The 20,288-nt window shown below is 64.6% G+C and carries 20 protein-coding genes and 2 pseudogenes; 11 read left to right on the forward strand and 11 right to left on the reverse strand.

What is annotated here, in order from left to right:
- Positions 1 to 35: 35 nt before the first annotated feature.
- Entirely contained in the window at positions 36 to 1,547 is a 1,512-nt protein-coding gene (locus NM962_00855) for an NAD(P)/FAD-dependent oxidoreductase (protein UVO12749.1), read from the reverse strand.
- A 174-nt stretch (positions 1,548 to 1,721) separates the two neighbouring features.
- On the opposite strand from NM962_00855, the gene NM962_00860 reads away from it, so the two are divergent.
- Positions 1,722 to 2,567, forward strand: a complete 846-nt coding sequence (locus tag NM962_00860; GenBank protein UVO12750.1) for a glycoside hydrolase family 5 protein — start codon at positions 1,722 to 1,724, stop codon at positions 2,565 to 2,567.
- Positions 2,506 to 3,105 (forward strand): hypothetical protein, encoded by a 600-nt coding sequence (locus NM962_00865; GenBank protein ID UVO12751.1) that lies wholly within the window; start codon positions 2,506 to 2,508, stop codon positions 3,103 to 3,105. The genes NM962_00860 and NM962_00865 overlap by 62 nt, the downstream gene beginning before the upstream one ends.
- A gap of 13 nt (positions 3,106 to 3,118) precedes the next feature.
- Here NM962_00865 and NM962_00870 read toward each other — a convergent pair whose 3' ends face one another.
- Both NM962_00870 and NM962_00875 read right to left on the reverse strand, forming a co-directional pair.
- Positions 3,119 to 4,645 (reverse strand): PE-PPE domain-containing protein, encoded by a 1,527-nt coding sequence (locus NM962_00870; protein ID UVO12752.1) that lies wholly within the window; start codon positions 4,643 to 4,645, stop codon positions 3,119 to 3,121.
- Positions 4,646 to 4,702: 57 nt separating this feature from the next.
- The gene (locus NM962_00875; GenBank protein UVO12753.1) at positions 4,703 to 5,440 is read right to left on the reverse strand and encodes a TetR/AcrR family transcriptional regulator; all 738 of its coding nucleotides are present in this window, start codon (positions 5,438 to 5,440) and stop codon (positions 4,703 to 4,705) included.
- A 66-nt stretch (positions 5,441 to 5,506) separates the two neighbouring features.
- Between NM962_00875 and NM962_00880 the strand changes: the two genes are divergently transcribed.
- The 3 genes from NM962_00880 (at position 5,507) to nrdF (ending at position 8,658) form a co-directional block, all read left to right on the forward strand.
- Complete coding sequence (locus tag NM962_00880) at positions 5,507 to 6,688, forward strand: NAD(P)/FAD-dependent oxidoreductase (protein UVO12754.1); 1,182 nt, start codon at positions 5,507 to 5,509, stop codon at positions 6,686 to 6,688.
- 380 nt (positions 6,689 to 7,068) lie between these two features.
- Positions 7,069 to 7,695 (forward strand): superoxide dismutase, encoded by a 627-nt coding sequence (locus tag NM962_00885; protein ID UVO12755.1) that lies wholly within the window; start codon positions 7,069 to 7,071, stop codon positions 7,693 to 7,695.
- Positions 7,696 to 7,698: 3 nt separating this feature from the next.
- Positions 7,699 to 8,658 (forward strand): class 1b ribonucleoside-diphosphate reductase subunit beta, encoded by a 960-nt coding sequence (nrdF, locus tag NM962_00890; protein ID UVO12756.1) that lies wholly within the window; start codon positions 7,699 to 7,701, stop codon positions 8,656 to 8,658.
- A 50-nt stretch (positions 8,659 to 8,708) separates the two neighbouring features.
- Here nrdF and NM962_00895 read toward each other — a convergent pair whose 3' ends face one another.
- On the reverse strand, positions 8,709 to 9,422 hold the full coding sequence (locus tag NM962_00895) for a LysR family substrate-binding domain-containing protein (GenBank protein UVO12757.1): 714 nt from the start codon (positions 9,420 to 9,422) through the stop codon (positions 8,709 to 8,711).
- Positions 9,423 to 9,450: 28 nt separating this feature from the next.
- Between NM962_00895 and NM962_00900 the strand changes: the two genes are divergently transcribed.
- Complete coding sequence (locus NM962_00900) at positions 9,451 to 9,837, forward strand: DUF5997 family protein (protein UVO12758.1); 387 nt, start codon at positions 9,451 to 9,453, stop codon at positions 9,835 to 9,837.
- Positions 9,838 to 9,871: 34 nt separating this feature from the next.
- Here the strand turns inward: NM962_00900 and NM962_00905 are convergent.
- From NM962_00905 to NM962_00915, 3 genes and pseudogenes are all read right to left on the reverse strand, one after another.
- A pseudogene (locus NM962_00905) lies at positions 9,872 to 10,165 on the reverse strand (SAM-dependent methyltransferase).
- Positions 10,166 to 10,257: 92 nt separating this feature from the next.
- Positions 10,258 to 10,374 (reverse strand): VOC family protein, encoded by a 117-nt coding sequence (locus NM962_00910; protein UVO12759.1) that lies wholly within the window; start codon positions 10,372 to 10,374, stop codon positions 10,258 to 10,260.
- 65 nt (positions 10,375 to 10,439) lie between these two features.
- Complete coding sequence (locus NM962_00915) at positions 10,440 to 11,228, reverse strand: SGNH/GDSL hydrolase family protein (protein ID UVO12760.1); 789 nt, start codon at positions 11,226 to 11,228, stop codon at positions 10,440 to 10,442.
- 377 nt (positions 11,229 to 11,605) lie between these two features.
- On the opposite strand from NM962_00915, the gene NM962_00920 reads away from it, so the two are divergent.
- On the forward strand, positions 11,606 to 11,776 hold the full coding sequence (locus NM962_00920) for a hypothetical protein (protein ID UVO12761.1): 171 nt from the start codon (positions 11,606 to 11,608) through the stop codon (positions 11,774 to 11,776).
- Here NM962_00920 and hchA read toward each other — a convergent pair.
- The 4 genes from hchA to NM962_00940 all read right to left on the reverse strand — a co-directional run bounded on the left by hchA (position 11,761) and on the right by NM962_00940 (position 15,960).
- Entirely contained in the window at positions 11,761 to 12,642 is an 882-nt protein-coding gene (gene hchA / locus NM962_00925) for a protein deglycase HchA (GenBank protein ID UVO12762.1), read from the reverse strand. The genes NM962_00920 and hchA overlap by 16 nt on opposite strands.
- 116 nt (positions 12,643 to 12,758) lie before the next feature.
- On the reverse strand, positions 12,759 to 14,201 hold the full coding sequence (locus NM962_00930) for an aldehyde dehydrogenase (GenBank protein ID UVO12763.1): 1,443 nt from the start codon (positions 14,199 to 14,201) through the stop codon (positions 12,759 to 12,761).
- Between the two features lie 265 nt (positions 14,202 to 14,466).
- Entirely contained in the window at positions 14,467 to 14,673 is a 207-nt protein-coding gene (locus NM962_00935) for an alcohol dehydrogenase catalytic domain-containing protein (GenBank protein UVO12764.1), read from the reverse strand.
- Between the two features lie 54 nt (positions 14,674 to 14,727).
- Positions 14,728 to 15,960 carry a helix-turn-helix domain-containing protein gene (locus NM962_00940; GenBank protein UVO12765.1) on the reverse strand — a complete coding sequence of 411 codons (1,233 nt, stop codon included), beginning with the start codon at positions 15,958 to 15,960 and terminating at the stop codon, positions 14,728 to 14,730.
- A gap of 263 nt (positions 15,961 to 16,223) precedes the next feature.
- Here NM962_00940 and NM962_00945 point away from each other — a divergent pair, with 263 nt between their 5' ends.
- The 4 genes and pseudogenes from NM962_00945 (at position 16,224) to NM962_00960 (ending at position 20,288) form a co-directional block, all read left to right on the forward strand.
- Positions 16,224 to 16,823, forward strand: a complete 600-nt coding sequence (locus tag NM962_00945) for an adenylate kinase (GenBank protein UVO14933.1) — start codon at positions 16,224 to 16,226, stop codon at positions 16,821 to 16,823.
- Positions 16,820 to 16,909: pseudogene (locus tag NM962_00950) on the forward strand (inorganic diphosphatase). Before NM962_00945 ends, NM962_00950 begins: the two are co-directional and overlap by 4 nt.
- A 173-nt stretch (positions 16,910 to 17,082) precedes the next feature.
- On the forward strand, positions 17,083 to 18,591 hold the full coding sequence (locus NM962_00955; protein ID UVO12766.1) for a long-chain fatty acid--CoA ligase: 1,509 nt from the start codon (positions 17,083 to 17,085) through the stop codon (positions 18,589 to 18,591).
- Positions 18,592 to 18,596: 5 nt separating this feature from the next.
- The gene (locus tag NM962_00960; GenBank protein ID UVO12767.1) at positions 18,597 to 20,288 is read left to right on the forward strand and encodes an alpha/beta fold hydrolase; all 1,692 of its coding nucleotides are present in this window, start codon (positions 18,597 to 18,599) and stop codon (positions 20,286 to 20,288) included.

The raw sequence follows: 20,288 nt of genomic DNA on the forward strand, positions 1-20,288 counted from the left end.
CACGGCAACACAAGAAGTTGTGTCTGCGTGTCGTGTCAGCCCACTCCGGAGAACCGGTACTCGCCCGCCCGCAACGAGCGCGTGGACTGCCAGTACTGCCAGGTCATCCCGCTCCACAGGGTCCGGTTGACGCCGTGTTCGTCGAGATACCAACTGTTGCAACCGCCGGTGATCCACACCGAGCCGGCAAGCTTGTCCTGCAACTCGGCGTTGTAGCGGTCCTGGGCCGCGCGGGTGGGCGCCAACGCCTGCGCGCCGGCCTTGTCGGCGGCGGCGATCGCCTGGGCGACGTAGCGAATCTGCGACTCGATCATGAACACCACCGAGGTGTGACCGAGCGCGGTGTTGGGACCGAGCAGGAAGAACAGGTTGGGCATGTCCGCCACGGCGATGCCGCGGTGCGCCTGGACCCCTTCTCGGTTCCAGCGCTCTACCAGATCCTCTCCGTTCGGACCGGTGATGCCGACGTAGGTGTAGGAGTCGGTGACATGGAATCCGGTGGCGTAGATGATGACGTCGACCGCATGTTCCACGTTGTCGGCGGTGACGATGCCGTCCCGGGTGATGCGGGTGATCCGGTCGGTCACCAGCGTCGTCTTGGGGTCGGCCACCGCACGGTAGTAGTTGTTGCCGGAGTAGAGAATTCGCTTGCAACCGGCCCGGTACTGCGGCGTCAGCTTGCGGCGCAGCTCTTTGTCGCGGACCTGTCGACGGATGTTGAGCTTGCCGACCGCCTCGATCAGGCGCAGCAGGCCGGGGCGCTTGGTCATCGCGAATCCGACGCCTTCGAGCGCCCAGTAGATGGCTGCCCGCACCGTGTAGCGCAGTCCGGGCACCACCGCGAACGCCTGTCGCACCGCATCCGGGAGCTGATGATGCGGCACCGGTACGACCCACGCTGGGGTGCGTTGATAGAGCTGCAGTTCAGCGACCCGGTCGACGATCGCGGGCACGATCTGGATCGCACTGGCGCCGGTTCCGATCACCGCGACCCGCTTACCGGTCAAGTCCACTGTGTGGTCCCACTGCGCGGAATGGAATGCGGTACCGGCGAATTCGTCGATTCCCTCGATATCGGGCAGGCGTGGGATGTGCAGGCCACCGACTCCGGAGACCACGAACTGGGCCACATATTCCTGGCCGTCTTCGGTGAACACATGCCAGCGGAACTCTTCGTCGTCCCACGCCGCGCGGGTCACTTTCGAACCGAACCGGATATGGCGACGCAGACCGTACTTGTCGGTGACGCCCTTGAGGTAGTCCAGGATCTCCGGCTGCGGGGAGAACAGTCGGCTCCAGGTGGCCTTCGGTTCGAACGAGAACGAGTAGAGGTGCGACGGTACGTCGCAGGCGCAACCCGGGTAGGTGTTGTCCCGCCACGTCCCGCCGATCTCGTCGGCCTTTTCCAGGATGAGGAACTCCACACCCTGCTTCTGCAGCGCAATGGCCATGCCTAGGCCGGAAAATCCGGTCCCGATGATGAGTGCCCGGGTGTGTACCGGCGCCCGGCGCCCAGCATCCTCGGTGGTGGGATCGGCCAGGGTCATCGCGTATCCCTCCCTCCAAGGGTGTTGATATTCAGTGTGTTTGCCGGACCTGAGTCCGTCAACGGCGTCACACCTCACCTGAGAATGCCTTCTGCTTGACCTGAAGCTTCTCCCACTTCGGCGCTACGCTCAACCCCCACCATCACTGTCGAGGCGGTCCTGTAGTTGATATCTGTGCGTCGCATCCAAACGGCACTCGCGGCGGCCGTCCTGGCCGTCTCAACCCTGACCGGTGCCGCCGGCGCGCCGACGAGCAATCCCGGCGCCGCCCCGGCGATCGCAGCGCCTCAGCTGATCCACCTCGAGACAATCACCCTCGTCAACTCCGAGACCGGCGATGTCACCACCCAGATCTTCGGGGTGGCAGATTCCGACCTGTACAACCTGAACCAGTCCGAGCTGATCGCCCAACTCAGCGAAATCCGCGAGCTCGGGGTCACCGATCTGCGCCTGGGTGTGCCGTGGCTCTACATCCAGCCCACGGCCACCACCTACGACTGGACCCAGATGGACAACGTGATCAACACGGCGCATTCGATGGGCTTCACGATCACCGCCGCCATCACCGGCAACCCCGCCTGGGACGGCGCCCTCATCTCGGGTGCACCCGACCCGACGGCGTATGCGAATTTCGCGGCCGACGTCGCCGAACGCTACGGCAGCGAAATCGGGTCGTACGAGATCTGGAACGAGCCCAACGGGGTGATCTTCTACTCCCCGCTCAGCGCCGAGACTTACACCACCGTGCTGCAGGCCGCTTACACCGCGATCAAAGCCGTCGACCCCGACGCCACCGTGCTGGCGGGAGCGTTGGGCGCGACCACCACCATCGCCGGGCTCAGCATCAGTCCCCAAGAGTTCCTGGAGCAGATGTACGCCAGCGGGGCGCACGGCTACTTCGACGCGGTCAGCTACCACCCCTACCACTACACGCTGCCCGTTCTCCGCGGGCCTGGGCGTGACCAACTCACCCCTGGAGCAGGTCCAGGCACTGAACGCGATCATGGCCGCCAACGGTGACGGCGATCTGAAAATCTGGGCCACCGAGTACGGCAATGCCACCACCCCGGTGTTCGGTGTGAGCGAGACCATCCAGGCCAATTTCCTCGAAGACTTCCTGATCGCCTGGTCCAAGCTCCCGTTCGCCGGCCCGGCGTTTGTCTACAGCGCGCAGGATCTGGTGACCGGGGCGCTCAACCACGAGGGCAACTTCGGTTTGTTCACCGACGACGGCACGCCCGAGCAGGCCGCCGAGGTGCTGGCCAACCTCATCGCCGCCAACGCCCACGGCACCCTGCCGGACTACACCGCACCCCTGCTACCCGACGCCGAGGTGGTCTACCTGCAGCTGGCCACGATGGTCGCGGGCGTGATCAACCAGGGGCTGATCATCCCCAACGCGATCATCGCGGCGATCTACCAGGAGTTGCCCGGGCCCCTGCAGCAGGCGTTCACCGCGCTGTCCGACTTCATCACGGCGACCACCACCCAATTCCTAGAGGCCACCAAACCCCTGGTCGTGGACACCATCAGCGCGTTGCTCGACCTCGGGTTGTAAAAGCCCGCTCGGGTCAGCCGAACAGGCCCGCGAATTCCGCCTGAATCTGGGACGTCGCATGCATGATTCCGATCAACTCGAAGCCCGCCGCCAGCGACCCCAGCCCATTGGCCGCGGCCAATGGAAGACCGATCGCATCGACGAGATCCCCCTGGGAGAGCTGGGAGAAGAAGACCTGGGCCATGGCGGCCGGCAGCGTGGTAGTCAGTGCATTGAGGATGTCGCCGGTCACCATCGACAGCCCGTTGATCGCGGAGACCGAGCCGCTGAATGCGTTGGCGATGTCGACGAGGCTGGGCATCGTGAACGCGGCACTGTCCGCGCCCGCGTCGGGCCCGTCGGCAACGGCTGACGACAGCGAACCCAAGTCGTGAACGAAATCCTGCCAGCCCTGTTGCGCCCCGTTGACCAGGGCGGTCAGGACATCCATGGGGTTGACGTCCGGGAACAACCCCATCGTGGTGGGCACATTGGCCGGCCCCGCGTCCCAGCCGTGCTCGATCTGGCCGTAGCCCAGGTTGACCAGCACCCGCAGGGCCGGCTGCACCAGGTCGGCGATCGCGTTCCCAAACGGGCTGCCCCGGAACGGCTCCAGTAGGGGAAGGTTCTCGGTGGGGATCATCCAGTAGTTGGTCGCCGTACTTGGCGTCACGCCGTCGGGCAGCCCACCGACATAGTCCACCGAGCCTGGCAGCAGAATCGCGTTGGCAAGCTGGCCGTCGGGCGTCATCGGCAGCATCGGGTACTGGTTGTGGGTGTAGAGGATCCCAGCCACCGCATTGAGGTTGGAAAGCAGATTCAGCGAGTAGCGCGGAAAGTCGGCAAACCCGTCGTACTCCAGCGTGTAATTGTTGGTCGCCCAGGGTCCGTCCGGAGTTGCGCCGTTGAGGGTCAAACCCAGTGAGGCAATGGGCACCGATCCACCGAACTCGGGCAGATTGAAGATCTGCATCAGCCCGCCGTTGGGGGTGTTGGGGTTGCCCAGCAACGTGAACGACAGCTGATCTGGGTCGGGCCGTTGATCAGCGGGCAACGCGAGATACTGCCTCATCAGCAGCGTGTCGATCGAAGCGCTTTGCGAGTAGCCGTAGAGGTTGACCGCGTGCCCCAAGTCGAACTGCTTGTCGACGGCCAGCTGCAGCATCGTCAGTCCCTGCGACATCGAAACGTCCAGCGGCAAAGTCTTGACACCGGTAAACGGCTGCAGTCCCTCCGGGGTGAACAGGGCCTGCGGGGTGAACCCGGGATTCAATGGCTGAATGAAGCGCTGGTTGACCGCGTCGATGTAGTCCTGGTGCGGTATCGGAATGCCGCTGCCGCCGAACACGATCGAGCACCCGACTACGCCCACCTCCATGCAGGCATACGGGTCACCCGGCGGCCCCCCGAACGGAAAAGTGGGCAACGCCGTCGGTGATACCGCCAACGCCGTGGTCACCGCGGGCACCGCTGACGCCTGCGTCGCCGGCACGACCAATGCTGCCGCGGTGACTGCTGACAGCAGCCCTGAACCCATCCGCCAGGCGTTATTGTGTTTCATTCAGCTGTTTATACGGCATTTATCAGGTTAACGCGCCTGATTCAAGAGGATCGCTGCTCAGGCAACCGGTCGACTGCGGACCGCCGACTGGATCGGCTGATCGGGGTCCATCACGATGCCGAGGTTCTGGGCGGTGCCCCCGACGACGCTGATCATGATGGTCGTCAGGTAGTCCACAAAGGTGTCGCGGGGCATACGCCGCGGGCTGTCCAACTCCGGCCCGAGCCACCAGTCGGTGGCCGAGGTCGCACTACCGAACGCCGCGAAAGCGGCCAGATCCAGCGCCCCGCGATTGAGATCCAGATCCTGCAGTTCGTTGTTGATCATCTCGGCCATCGCCAGGGTGATGGTCCGGCCTTCGTTGAGTGCCCGCATCCTCGACTCGGACTGGGCGCGGGCCCGACCCTGGATGAAGAACCGCAGCACATTGGGGTGCTCGTCGACCAGGGCAACGTACTCTTCGACGCTGCGCTGGACGATGTCGCGCAGCGAGTTGGTGGCGACATCGATGGAGGCGAAGATCGCCGTCCACAGGTCGTCACGCAGTCGAGCCCCGACCGCCTCGAACAGGTCGTCCTTGTCGGCAAAATGCCGGTAGATCTTGGGCTTGGCGGTGCCGGCTTCCTCGGCGATCTCGCGCACGCTCACTTCAGGGCCGAGCCGGTCGATGGACCGGAATGCGGCGTCGACGATTTCGCGGCGGACCTTCTTGCGGTGCTCGCGCCAGCGTTCGCTGCGCGCGTCGACCTTCTGCCCACCGTTTTCGGCCGGCTTGGGTCTCGTCGTTCCGCGCACGTCAAGCACCTTACAGCGTTGCCGTCGCTGACCTGGGCAGACCGGCCGTCGGCTAACATCGCGGCTGTGGTGCAGCGATTCGACCTTGCAGTTGTCGGCGGAGGTCCAGCAGGGTCAGCGGCCGCCTGGCAAGCCAGGCAGGCCGGCGCGAGCGTCGTGGTCTTGGACAAGGCGGAGTTCCCGCGGGACAAGCCGTGCGGTGACGGACTGACCGCGCGCGCGGTCAGCTACCTGCAGAAAATGGGCCTGGCCGCGGAGGTGGACAAGTTCCACCGGGTCAACCGCGTGAAGGTGTTCAGCCCGAGCGAGTGGGAGCTGTCGTTTCCGCGCCGACCGGGCATGCCCGACCACGGCTACGTCGCACGCCGCCCGGAACTGGACACGTTGCTGCTCAAGCACGCCGAATCGGCCGGCGCAGAAATCCGCCAGTCCGCCGAAGCCGCCGGCCCGGTGCTCGACGACACCGGCCGGGTAACCGGGGTGCTGCTCAAGGGTGGTGAGAAGGTGCTGGCGGATGCGGTGATCGCCGCCGACGGCGCCTACTCGCCGATCAAGCGGGCGCTGAAGCTCGACTCGGACTACAACGGCTACTCCGCGATCGCGATCCGCGCCGAAATGCCTGCCGTCCGACCGGATGTCGACTCCCTCGACATCTATATGAAGTTGGTCTTTCAGGGCGACCAGCTGCCCGGCTACGGGTGGGTGTTCCCGCTGGGCGACGGCCGGGTCAACGTCGGCTTGGGCTACGTCAACAGCTACAAGAATTGGCAGGCCATCAACGCGACGCACTTTCTCGGCGATTTTCTCGAGACGTTGCCCCGAGAGTGGGAACTGCCGTCGATCACCGAACTCAAGCAGTCCAAGACCGTGCGCGCCTGGCGCCTGCCGATGGGTTTCACCGCGTGGCCGCCGTGGCGACCCGGGGTGCTGTTCGCCGGGGACTCCTTGGGGGCGGGCCGGCCGACCTCGGGAGCCGGGATCTCCAAGGCGTTGGAGTCCGGACTGGCCGCCGGCGAGTGCGCCGTAGCGGCACTGACCAATGGCGGGCCCGACGATTTCACCAACTACGCGCAGCGGATGGAAGAGGCCTGGGGCCGGGAGTACAAGCGCGGCCGGTTCTTTCACAAGCTGGCCGGTAAGCCGGCGCTGGCCAACGCCGGACTCAAGCTGCTCGACAATGCGCGATTCCGCGACCTAATGCTGGCCCGGCTGTACAAGGGACAAGAGGGGCCGGCGCACACCCACTGAGACCGCCTCGCTCCCCCGCGGTCGCTCGAGCCTGCCAAAAGGTCGCCAAAAGGTCTAAGTGGGACCGTTTCGAATGCGGCATCACCGGCGATATCCCCTTGCCGACGCGAAGCTTGGCGCGCACCGGATGGCCGTCCGTAGATCCTTTGATCCGCCAAATCCAGAGCTGCGTCAGCGCTACTGGGCCGCCACGAGAGCGGATCGACACATGTTGTGGCACTGCGCCGCGCCCGTCAAAGCCACCCATCATCGCAAGGCGACAGAGTGCCCCTCCTTCTGCGCCGCATGAATTGCGGCGTCCCGTAATTATTTGTTCGGCAAACCGAAATCCAGCTACCGTATGAGGCGCAACAACCCAGCCGTCTGAGGAGGACGCCGCGATGCCCGTGTACCAACTTCCTGATCTGAGCTATGACTACGGCGATCTCGAACCCGCGATCAGCGGCGAGATCATGGCGCTGCACCACGGCGCGCACCACGCCGCGTACGTCAAGGGCGCGAACGCCACGTGGGAACGACTGGGCGAGATGCGTCAGGCCCGCGACTTCGCGCCACTACCCGGACTCGAACGCACTCTGGCCTTCCACCTGGCCGGCCACAGTTTGCATTCGATTTTCTGGACCAACCTGTCCCCCGACGGTGGAGACCGGCCTGGCGGGGAACTCGCCGCCGCTATCGATGAGTCCTTCGGCGATTTCGATACCTTCCAAGCGGAGCTGACGGCGGCCACCGCCAGCGTGCAGGGTTCAGGTTGGGGTGCGCTGGCCTGGGATCCGCTCGGGGCACGTCTGGTGATCAACCAGATCCACGACCACCACATCACGGTGGTCCCCACCAGCACACCGCTGCTGGTGTTCGACGCCTGGGAGCATGCGTTTTACCTCCAGTACCGCAACGTCAAGACCGACTACATCGACCGGTTGTGGTCGTTGATCAACTGGGCTGACGTGACCGAGCGGTTCGAGGCCGCCCGCGCCGCGACGCTGTTCACCGTCGACGAAGGCTAGACCGTGACCGTCGATCCGATCGAGGCGATCAACTGGAACGACATCACCGACCAGCGGGACTTGGAGGTGTGGAACAGACTCACCGCGAACTTCTGGCTCCCCGAGAAGGTGCCGCTGTCCAACGACCTACCCAGCTGGCACACCCTGACTCCCGAACAGCAGACCCTGACCATCCGGGTGTTCACCGGGCTGACGCTGCTCGACACCATGCAGGGCACCGTCGGGTGCATCGAGATGCTTGCCGACTCCGCCACACCGCACGAGGAGGCGGTGTACACCAACATGGCGTTCATGGAGTCGGTCCACGCCAAGAGCTACAGCTCCATCTTCTCCACCCTGTGTTCGACGGCCGAGATCACCGCCGCCTTCGCATGGTCGCGTGAGAACACCTTCCTGCAGCGCAAAGCCCACATCGTGCACGACTACTACCGCGGCGACGACCCGCTCAAGAAGAAGATCAGTTCGGTGATGTTGGAGTCGTTCATGTTCTACAGCGGCTTCTATCTGCCGCTGCATTGGGCATCACGGTCGATTCTGACCAACACCGCCGACATCATCCGGCTGATCATCCGCGACGAGGCGGTGCACGGTTTCTACGTCGGCTACAAGTTCCAGCAGGGCATGTCCACGGCCACCGCGCAGCGCCGCACCGAGCTGGCGGACTTCGCGTATTCCATGCTCACCGACCTCTACGACAACGAAATCGACTACGCCCGAGATCTATACGGCCCACTCGGCATGACCGAACCGGTCCTGCCGTACATGCGCTACAACGCGAACAAGGCGCTGTCCAACCTCGGCCTGGACCCGTTGTTTCCCACCGATGACTGTCGCGTGCCGGCCGAGATCATGTCCGCCCTCGACCCTGGGGCTGTCGAGAACCACGACTTCTTCTCTGGGTCGGGCAGCTCATATGTCATCGGCGCACAGCAGCCCACGACCGACGACGACTGGGATTTCTAAAGTCCCCCAACGCACCAAGTGCCGCCGGCAGCCGGGCGCCAGTGGGCGCCTCAGCGTCGACCGCGGCCCGCCCCACCTGGCTTGCGGGCGACCTTGCCCGCAGCCGCTCGGGCGGCCTGCTTGGCAAGGGTCTTCTCCCGTGCGCTGCGTTTCGGTGCCGGCTGGGACTGGCCCCGCGAGGAACCGGGTTTGCGACCGCGCACAATGCCAACGAACTCTTCAACCAACGCCGTCTGCGGTCCTTCGGCGAAGGCGAGCGACACCGGGCAGGTGGGCGCATCGCGGATCGGGCGGTAGGCCAAGTCCTTGCGGTGATACAGCCGCGCCAGCGACTGCGGAACGATCAGCGCACCCAGCCCGGCGGCGACGAGTTCTATTGCATCCTTGGTGGTTTCAGGGCGATGGTCAATCGGCTTGCCGGGCGCATCCGCCCAAGCAACGACGTCGTCGAGTGGGAGCAGCAGCGGCTCGTCGCCGAGATCCGCCGAGGTGATCTCGTCGACGGCATTGAAGACGTGGTCTTTGGGTACCACGGCCACCGTCGTCTCCTCGTAGAGCGGAATGACCGCTAACCCTGCGGTGTCGGCCATCGGCCGCAGCAGCGCGACATCGACGGTGCCTGCTCGCACCGCGGCGGCTGCGTCTGCGGCCTCAACGGTGTGCAGCAGCAACGGAACGTCTGGATGCCGCTGTCCCCAGACTCGTGCCCACTTCGCGGGCGTCCCGCCGGGGACGTACCCGAGGGACAGGGAAGGCGGGTTCACCGCATCAGGTTACCGATAGGCTGACGCCATGAGCAGGCCGAACGCACAGTCCATGAAACCCGCCACGGCCGCCAAGAAGCTGGACGTGTATCTGCCCGCGACGCCCGCGGAGTTCCAGGAGAACTCGATCACCCGCAGCGAGCTCGCCGCCTTGCAGGCCGAACCGCCCCAGTGGCTCAAGGACCTGCGCAAGAACGGGCCGCACCCGAAGAACCTGGTGGCAGCCAAGCTGGGCATCTCGATCTCCGGCCTCACCCGCAGCGGTGTGGACAATGCGCTGACTACCGAACAGATCGGTCAGCTCCTCGAGGAGAAGCCGGACTGGCTGATCGCCGAACGCGAGAGCTACCAGTCGATGCTGCGCGAGCAGCGGCGCATCAAGGCGCTACATGCCGAGCAGGCCGGCAAGGACTGATCCAAGAAGCCCCCGAGTTTCCCGCTGGCCAGAATCAGCACTTACGCGCCGTCAGCAACAGATACTCCCACTCCATCGAACCGCGCCGCAAAGCGCGATCCGCCAGCACCGCGATGTCAACGTCAAGTGCGGCCACGCGATCGGGGTCCTCGGCGATCCCCCGGTAGGCCGCGATAGTCGGCCCGTAGTTCGCCTTGAAATACTCGCGAAACGCGACACCGTCGGCGAAGGCAGAGACCGTCAACTCGCGACGTTCGGTCGCAACATCGGTCGCCGATTCGCCCAGCAAGGCATGCACGTAGGGCTCGCTGCCCCACAGCGGTGGAGCGGACACTCGCACCACCGATGTGCGTCGAGCCATCCCGACCTGGCTCGGGCAGGCCAGAGCGGCCTCGGTCCCCCGGCCGGACTGACTGTCGCTCAGGGCAGGTTGAGCTGCCAGGACACCCCGAATCGGTCGTTGACCCAGGCCAACGCGGTGGAGAAGCCGTAATCGCCGAGCGGCATCAGGAACGGTCTGATCCGGAAGCTGACCACCGTTGAAATCTCGTACGTCTTCGGAATGATGCGAACAAACGATGGTGTGCATCAGGCCAGGCGGCTCAGGAAGGCTCGCCGACGATTTTCAGTAGTTCTGCGGCAACAGCTTTCATCCCGTCTGCGGTCGGGTGAAACGAACTCGCAATTCGACAGCTGGGTTGCAGTGGCTGGATCCAGGGGAACGGGCTACCGAGTTCATGTCCACGGCCGATTCGGGATGCTTGTACGAGATCGGCCCCAGTTTCGTCGGCGACATCGGTGAACACGCACGACAGTTGATCGTGAATAGCCGCTAGAGCATCGATGACGGCCCCGTCGAATGGGACATCCTTGAAGGGGGCGGTCGGGGCACCGACCATGGGTAGGTAATCGATGAGGATAACTCGCGCTTGCGTTGCGCGGGAACGCGTTTCGGTCACAATCCGCGCGAGCCCCGCGGCGGCCTGGTCTCGCTGCTGCGGGGTCGTCGTCGGAATGCCGGCCGGCTTCCAGCGCTGCAGCAGCCCGTACGTGTACTGGTCGAGGGTGAAGTGAACACCGAGCTTGACCGCAGAGCCCAGGTATTCCAGATCGTTGCCGGCGGCCGTTATGAGCACCAGGTCGGCGTCGGCGGGCAGCGAGCGAATCTGTGGCGGGAACTTCACCAGGCCCACGCGCTGCGGGACATCCAGGACGGTTGACGTCGTTGCTCCCGAAACAGTCAGATCGGTGAGTTCGGCGCCGAGGGCACGCGCCAACACGTGAGCGTAGTTGTTGCCTGAACGCATCGCGGGGCGGTTGACGACGGGCGTGATGCCGGGGCCGGCGGCATAGGAACTGCCCAGCGCAGCGATCCTGCGATAGGTGGTCATCGACGTACCTCTATCAATCCAATGAGTTTTGGTTACCAGGGGTTTTCCTCCGATAGCGGGCTTACACAAGCGCTACCCCGTCCGCGCTCGGTGTGCCGCCGCCCTCAATCCCACATCGGCTATCGCAATCGTACGAGGCCCGGTAGCGTCGCTGAGCCGCGTCAACACGTGGCCGGGCGGCATTTCAATTGCGGACGTGGCGCCCAACTCCGGCAATATCTCGGCGATGGTCCACCACTGCACGGGCTGGGCCACCGATTCGGCCAGGTCGGTTCGTACCGCTTCGCTGGTGGTTACCCGCCGTCCCCGGGTGTTGGTCAGGTAGTCCGCCGACAACGGTCCCCAGCGTTCGCGTCCCGTGCCGGGTGGGTCGCGGGATGAGCACCATGCCCCTGTTACCCACGACCACACCGGACTCGACCGCGTGGAAGGAGGCCACCCACATTCACGTCAGGAGAGCCTTGAAGAATAGCGGCACCCTCAAGGCGCACTACGTGATAATCGTGGGCTCCAACCAGCCCGGGCTGTTGGATTACTTCGTCGCCTGAACGGCTTCGACCAATGCATCGGCGGCGAGCAGACCGAGACTGTTCGAGGCGAGCGGGCTATCACCGGTGAGCAGCATGCGGTCTTGGTGGGTCTGGCCGGTCATGGTGTCGTTGATGACGGTCAATCCCTGCTTGCCGAGCAGATCGGCGACAAGCCACCGCAAATGGCCAGGGAGATAGCCGATCTCGATATTCGGCCCTTGGTCGAGCGCGTCGGGAAAAACGCAGACCGAGTATCCGTTGAAGGGCGATTCTTTCTTGCCCAGCGAGGCGGCCAGCAACGCGGCCGGGCCATGACACAAGGTGATGATGAACTTGTCGTTCGATAAGGCCCAATCAAGGGTTTGGCCCACCGCAGGGCTCGAAGGGAGCCCGACCACGGCGGCGTGCCCACCGGGGATGAAGACGGCGATGTAGTCGGAATCAGGCCCGAGATCCTTCGCGACGACCTCGGAAAGATTCTTGGGGGCCTTGAGCTTTGGCTTCAGCGCCTCGTAAGTTGACAGGACAGCTTCGTCCTCGCGCGGCATCGCCCACAATTCCAGCTTGGCTGGGTAGCCGGAGATCGTCGCGGCGTCGACATCGAATCCCGCCGCCATCAGGTGGTGTAGGGGGAGCAACATCTCGACGGGATGATTTCCGGTAGAGAACATTCTCCCGTTCTCCAGCAAGACGTATCGCTCCTCGGCTGCGATCATAAGTACTTTCCATCTGCCCTCGGTGTAGGCGCCCTTGTGTCGCACTCCGCTGAAGTCGGTCTTCGTCGTGGTGTACTGACTCAGTGAATACGGGGAGGGAAAGAACGCGTTGTCTTCGGCAGCGTCGGGGGTGGGGTCTTTGCTCAGGCGATCTGCACTGTGTGACATTGAGCGACCTACTTTCAGGTTGTGTGGAGGTTTGCTAATTTTCGGAGGAGGGCGCGCCAGCTCGCAGAGCGGGCGGTTGCCGATTCGCGTCGGACTCGACGGCAAATGTCTGCTTGTCAGCCACTGATGTACATCGACTTCAGGTTGAAATAGCTGTTCAGTGCCTCGGGACCGAATTCGCGACCAATCCCGCTGTCCTTCACGCCACCGAACGGCGACCCGATCGCGACCGGATAGCCGTTCACCCCGATGGTGCCCGTGTGCACTCGGCGGGCAACATCTTTCGCCCGTTCGACGTCTGCACTGAACACCGAGCCGCCGAGCCCGTAGGGCGAGTCGTTCGCCAACCGCACCGCGTCGTTCTCGTCCTCGTAAGGGATGACCGACAGCACCGGCCCAAAGATCTCTTCCCGGGCGATGGTGGCCGAGTTGGTCATGTAGGCGAACACGGTGGGCTCGACGAACCAGCCGCGGTCCAGTCCCTTCGGCCGGCCGCCGCCGGCAACCAATTTAGCTTCAGTCTTGCCTTTTTCGATGTAACCCTCGACCCGCTCCCGATGCTCCTTGGAGGCCATCGGCCCGATCTCGACGGTGGGATCCAGCGGGTTCCCGATCTTGAGCGATGACACCCGCGACGCCACGGTCTCCACGATCTCCTCGTAGCGACCTGCGGGAGCCAGCAGCCGGCTGCAGCACACACAGGTCTGGCCTTGGTTCATGAAGTTGACGAATTGCAGGTTGGGCCAGATCGTGTCCATGTCGACGTCGTCGAGCAGGATCGCCGCGGACTTGCCTCCCAGCTCCAAGGTCACTGGACGCAGCAATTCCGCGCACACTTTCCCGATAGACCGGCCTGCCGCAGTCGACCCGGTGAAGCTGACCTTGTTCACGCCGGGGTGGGAAACCAGGTAGGCACCGATTTCCCGTCCACCCGGAACCCAGTTGATCACCCCGGGTGGCAAACCGGCGGCCTCGGCGGCGTCGGCCAAGATGTAGGAATCCAGCAGCGTGCTCGGCGGCGACGGCTTGACCACGATCGTGCACCCCGCAGCGAGCGCGGGCGCGATCTTGCTCATCGCCAGCACTACCGGGTAGTTCCACGGCACGATCGCGGCGACCACACCCATTGGTGTCCGCCGAACCAGAGTCTCCACCCCCAGCTGTGATGGCCGACTCTCCTCTGTCGTTGTCGCGCCGGCGAGTTCGGCGTAGAAGCGCAGCATCCCGATCGCGAAGGAGCCCTCCAACATCTCGGCCAGGCCGATCGGCATCCCGTTCTCCTGGGACACCGTGCGGGCGAGGTCCGACGCGCGTTTTTCCAGTTCATCGGCGAAGCGGAGCATCGCGGAGGCCCGATCGGGCGGTGAAAGGCCAGCCCAGTCGGAACTGTCGAACGCGGCCCCCGCCGCCGCCACCGCCTGGTCCACATCGACTTCGGTAGCCTCGGGCACACTGCCCAATACCTCCTCGGTCGCCGCGTTTAGCACGGTGAGGCGACTTGATCCCGACGGTTTGACCCAGCTGCCACCGATGAACAACGCATCACGATCAACGCCCATGGCTGCGACTCCCAAACTTGACATGAGCGGCGGAATGGTGACCGCCACCACCTCGAAGACTTCTCCCGACAGTGGGCTTTGTCGATGGCGAGCCGAACAACCGTCGCCCGGCCATGTTGTGTCGGTGAACAGCCGGGCCGGCGACACCTCGCCTCGTTCGTCACGTGATGCGCCGCAGCGGCGGCAGGACCGCGGCGCTGCGCATCGGGCCCAGCCGTCCGAATCACCCGAAGGTAAGTACCCATCGCCGTCGCGCGCATTCGAATCACCGCTCGGGAGTAGGCCAGACAGATTGCGCCATCCATTCGAGGCAGTACGCGGGGTGTCCTGACTGGCACCGATCACATAGCCCGCAGCTGTCGAACGACAACACGACGTGGTCACCAACGGCTACCCCGGATACCGAGCTACCCACGGCCTCAACAACACCCGCCCCTTCATGGCCCGTGACGATTGACAGCGCACCGGCCATTCCACTCCGCGGAACCATGTCGGTATGACACATCCCGGCGCCGTTCACCGGTGTCTAGGGCAGCCGCAGTTCGATCTCGAACGCCAGACAGAGTTCGGCGGTGTCCTTCGGGCTCGACAGGGACTTGCCGGTCCACTCTTCGATCCGATGCAGCCGGTGCCGCACGGTGTTGGGATGGCAGAAGATCTTCATCGCGGTATCGCTGACGGAGCCCTGTGCCTGAACCCAGGCCCGGAATGTGTCGAACAGGATCTTGCGTTCTGTCGACGGCAACTCATCCAACCGGCCCAGAACCGACGATCTGATCTTCGCCATGACCTCCGGTGAGCTGACCGCCGCCACTGCCAGCGGGGAGTCGTCGAACACCGTGACCATAGAGTCGCAAGAGGGCTTTCCGGTGACCGCCAACCGGGCGAACCGCAGTGCATCGCCGGTTTCGGCCAGGTCGTGGAACGGCGGGCTGATGCCGACCCGGCTGGTGGCTGCACTGTGGAGTATCTCGACCAGTTCGTCGAGTGTGTCGGGCCTTTCGGGCGCTGACCGGTTGCGGAGATGGACGATGCCGACCTGCAGATCCGGCAGCAGTCGCCACGCCGAACGGATGTCGTGGGAGGACAACTTGTTGGCGATGGTAGGAAGCCCCAGCTTCCCGATCGCCGGTAGTTCTGCCGCCACGACGACGAACGGTCCGGAGGTCGGCAGTCGCAGCAGGTCGGCCGCCTCCCAGAGGCTCCGGATGTCGGTGATCTGCCGAAACAGCAGCGCCTCCACCAGCGCCGATCGCTCCTCCTCCTGCTCCAAGATCTGCGTGGTCAGCTGTTGGCGGTAGGCGCTGGCCATCGCCTCGGTGAAGGTGTCCTGCGCGAGGAAGACACGCGCGGCGGCATCCAGGATCGATTCGGTGGGCATCTTCGCCGCCCGCGCTTCGGCAACGGCCTGCTCCCACATCAACCGGAATCCGATCCGATAGGCGGTCATCACCGCTGGCAGCGGCACACCGGCGACGGCGCGGGTGATGCCGGTGCGCTCGGCGGCCGACAAATCCGGGGCGATGTCCCCGGCGAGCGAGTCGAAGACGAATGTCAGGTTGGCCACGCAGCTGTCGCGCACGTCGTCGCGACTGACGATTGTGCCGTCGCGGTACGCGGCGATCTCGCGGCAGAGCAGGTCGGCCATCGCCGCACCCAGCTCTGGTCCGCGGGCCAGCATGAGTTCGCTGAGCTTGCTGATGTGCGGACCGGTCGCGTTGCCACGCCGGACACCATCGGTGTGCGATGCCGCGCCCATGCCGCAGATCATAGGCCTGTCATTGGCCGGTGTGAGAAATCACATCAAAGCGGACCCGTCGTTGTCTGCACCGACATTGTGCCGCAGAGCCGCCCAGGTGACCCTAGATGCCAGCAACGCCCTTGCGAACGCCTGATGACCAAGGTGGCCCAAGGACTGGGGTTAGCTCATCGACGATTCTGGGCCAGACGGAAAATCCGCAGTACCAAGGTATTTCGAGTATTACTATTTCGGAGGGGACCTTACCGGAAGTGAAGATAATTATGGTATCCCCGCCTGGGTCCGGTAAAGGGACTCAGTGCAAGCTACTTTCCGAAGCAACTGGGATCACGCATATTTCGTCCGGAGACATGCTGCGTGCCGAGGTCGCCGGGAACACGGAGCCAGGGCGCAAAGTGTCGTCGTTCATCGAGCGTGGGGACCTGGTCCCGGACGCTTTACTGTTCGATATCGTCACGCCTGCGGTCGTCGGCGCGGTTCGCGAGACCGGCGGCTACCTGCTGGACGGTTTCCCGCGGACTCTGCCGCAGGCCTTGCGGGCGGCGGAGATCGGCGTGCAGTTGAATGTGGCCGGCGACGCAGTGGTATATCTGAGCGCTCCCGAGGATGTGCTCGTTGCAAGGCTGCTCGCCCGCGCGGAGCGAGAGGACCGGCCCGACGATACGCCGGAGATCATCAGACACCGGCTTGCCGTATACACCGAGCAAACCGAGCCACTGGTCAAGTACTACCTCGGCCGGGGAATCCTAGTCGAAATCGACGCCGACCGCGCCGAGGCCGAGGTGCACACCACGCTCATGGAGCGGCTCACAGCGGGCGGTGCACGGTCGGCGGCTGAGGGCGCGCCACGGAATTCGACGTGACGGTTGAGATTCCCAACGGTCAGCGCAGCAAGTATGAGATCGACCACCAGACCGGCCGGGTGCGACTCGACCGGTTCCTGTACACCACGACGGACTGCCCGGTTAGGGACGCGATACGCCTGCGCCCGGCTGAGATACCGCCGCTGTGCGCGGGTACACCGAAATAGCCACATGGTTGGTCGGACCCACATTGTGCGGCACCGTCGCCCGGAGCACGCTTTGAAGCAGTGACCATCGGCACACTCCCGGAGAGCCCACCATGACCAGTTTGAGCACCACCCTCATCGCGGCCGCAGACCGTCATCCAGACCGCATCGCGCTGCGCTGCGACGAGGTGAAATTCACCTTCGCCGGGTTCCATGCCGCGGCCGCCCGCGTCGCCACGCTGCTTGGGAAGGCGGGTATCGACCCCGGTGATCCGGTCGGCCTGATGCTGCCCAACACACCGGCTTATGCCATTGCGTACTACGGCATCATGTACCGCGGAGCCATCGCGGTCCCGATGAATCCGCTGCTCAAGGCTCGCGAAGTCCAGTTCTATCTCTCTAACAGCGGCGCTAAGGCTCTGTTTGCCACTCCGGCGTTCGCCGGGGAGGCCAGTGCGGGCGCAGCGCAGGTGGACGCGCAGTGTTGGGTCGTCGACGACGCCGGTTTGGTCGGCCTCATCGCCGACCTGCCCGAGCAGGACGCCCCGACAGACCGCGCCGACGACGACGTCGCAGTCATCCTGCACACCTCGGGAACCACGGGCAGGCCCAAGGGAGCCATGCTCACCCATGGCAATCTCGGCCGCAACGCCGATGTCTGCGCTCGCACCCTCATCGAGATCGGACCGGATGACGTAGTGATGGGCTGCCTGCCGCTGTTTCACGTGTTCGGTCTGACTTGCGGGCTGAATTCCGCAGTGCTCGCTGGGGCGATGTTGACGCTGATCCCGCGGTTTGACCCCCGCAAGGCACTCGAAGTGATCGAGCGCGACGCCGTCACCGTGTTCGAGGGGGTGCCGACCATGTATTCGGCGCTGTTGAGCGTGGCAGGCGAGTTCACGCCGGACGCGATTCGCAGTTTGCGGACCTGCGTGTCGGGCGGGGCGGCGCTTCCGGTGCAGACCCTCACCGACTTCGAGAAGAACTTCGGCTGCATGGTTTTGGAGGGCTATGGGCTCTCCGAGAGTTCTCCGGTGGCCTCGTTCAATCATCCGCACCGCCCACGAAAGGCCGGTTCCATCGGAACTCCGGTCGAAGGTGTACAGATGCGGGTGATGAATCTCGACGGCGTCGAAGTGCCGCAAGGCGAGTTGGGTGAGATACAGATCCGCGGCCACAACGTGATGAAGGGCTACTGGAACCTGCCGGAAGCCACGGCGACCACGATCAGCGCTTCCGGTTGGCTGTCCACCGGTGATGTGGGACGCGTCGACGAGGACGGCTACTTCTACATCGCCGACCGTACCAAGGACCTGATCATCCGCGGTGGCTACAACGTCTATCCCCGGGAGATCGAAGAGGTCCTCTACGAGCATCCGGCGGTGGCTGAGGCCGCCGTTGTCGGGATCCCGCACGACTCTCTCGGTGAAGACGTCGGCGCGGCGGTCGTCTTGAAAGAAGGGTCGAGTGTGGACCCCGATGAGCTGCGCGACTTTGTCAAGGCGCGGGTGGCCGCCTACAAGTATCCCCGCAAAGTCTGGATGATCGAGGAGCTGCCCAAGGGCCCCACCGGCAAGGTCCAGAAACGCGACATCGAAATCCCGACCAGTGAGGGCAATTGATCACCATGCCCACTACAACGACCAAACCCGACGAACTCGCCGCCCCGCTGGACCTGTTGCTGACCAGCGCCACCAAACCGTTCGCGAGCCGGATGCTGCCCGACGCCACCTGGGCGCGGTTCGGCGCCAGCCTTGCCAAGCAACCCGGCGCGGTGGCCGATCGCGTTGCCAAGCTGGCCCGCGAGCTCGGCAGCATCGCCGCGGGCAGGTCGCAACGCGCCCCTGGCCGGGCCGACAAGCGGTTCAGCGACCCGGCGTGGCAACACAATCCACTGCTGCACCGGATCATGCAGACCTACCTGGCGGCCGCCGAGACCACCGGCGGGTTACTCGACGACGCCGACCTGGACTGGCGTGACAACGAGAAGATGCGCTTCGTCGCCGACAACATCGTCGAATTCCTGGCGCCGAGCAACAGTCCGGTGATCAGCCCGCTCGGCTGGAAAGCCCTGATCGACACCGGAGGATTGAGCGCGGTTCGCGGGCTGAAAGCCTTCGCCCGCGACATGGCGTCGCAACCCCGGGTACCGGCCATGGTAGAACCGGACGCATTCGCGGTGGGTGAGACCGTCGCGGTCACCAAAGGCGCGGTGGTGGCTCAGACCTCGATGTTCGAGCTGATCCAGTACGCCCCGCAGACCCCTGAGGTGCGTGCGATTCCGCTGCTGATGGTGCCGCCGGTGATCAACAAGTTCTACATCCTCGACATCGCACCCGGGCGTTCCATGATCGACTACTTTGTCGCCCAGGGTCAGCAGGTGTTCGTCATCTCCTGGCGTAACCCACAGGCCCGGCATCGTGATTGGGGTTTCGACGCCTACGGCGCCGCAATCATCGAGGCACTGGGAGCCGTCCAGAACATCGCCGGAACCGACAACGCCCACCTGTTGGCCACCTGCTCGGGCGGCATCCTGGCCGCGATGACCGCCGCACACCTGGCCCACATTGGCGAGGGCAACCAGGTGGCCGGGTTGACCTTGGCGGTCACCGTGCTCGACGAGACCAAGGCTGGCTTCGCCTCGGCGGCGATGAGCGATCGTGCCGCGCAGGCCGCGATCGCCGGCTCGGCGAAGAAGGGCTATCTGGACGGGCGGGCGATGGCAGAGATGTTCGCCTGGCTGCGGCCCACCGACCTGGTGTGGCGCTACTGGGTGAACAACTATGTGCAGGGCCGCCCGCCGGCACCGTTCGACGTGTTGTTCTGGAACGCCGACACCACCCGGATGACTGCCGCGCTGCACCGCGACATGGTGCTGATGGGCCTGCACAACGCGTTGGTCACCCCAGGTGCGGTCAGCATGCTGGGCAGCCCGGTGGACCTGTCGGGCATCACCGCCGACGCCTACGTCATCGGCGGCATCGCCGACCACATCTCACCGTGGCAGGCCACCTACCGCAGCGCCCGACTGCTGGGCAGCAAGGACAACACGTACCTGCTGTCCACCAGCGGCCACATCGCCGCACTGGTCAACCCGCCCGGCAACCCCAAGGCGTCCTACCGCGCCGGCCCGGTCGACGCCGAAGACCCCGGCCAATGGTTGGACACCGCTGAAAAATCCAGCGACTCCTGGTGGCCGCATTACGTGGCCTGGCTCGCCCAGCGCAGCGGCCCGCAGGTCGATGCGCCGAAGATGCTCGGCGGAGAGGATTTTCCGCCACTTGGCCCGGCACCGGGCAGCTATGTGATGGAAAAATAG

It is taken from the genome of Mycobacterium sp. SVM_VP21 (assembly GCA_024758765.1).
In the GTDB taxonomy this organism is placed as follows: domain Bacteria; phylum Actinomycetota; class Actinomycetes; order Mycobacteriales; family Mycobacteriaceae; genus Mycobacterium; species Mycobacterium heraklionense_C.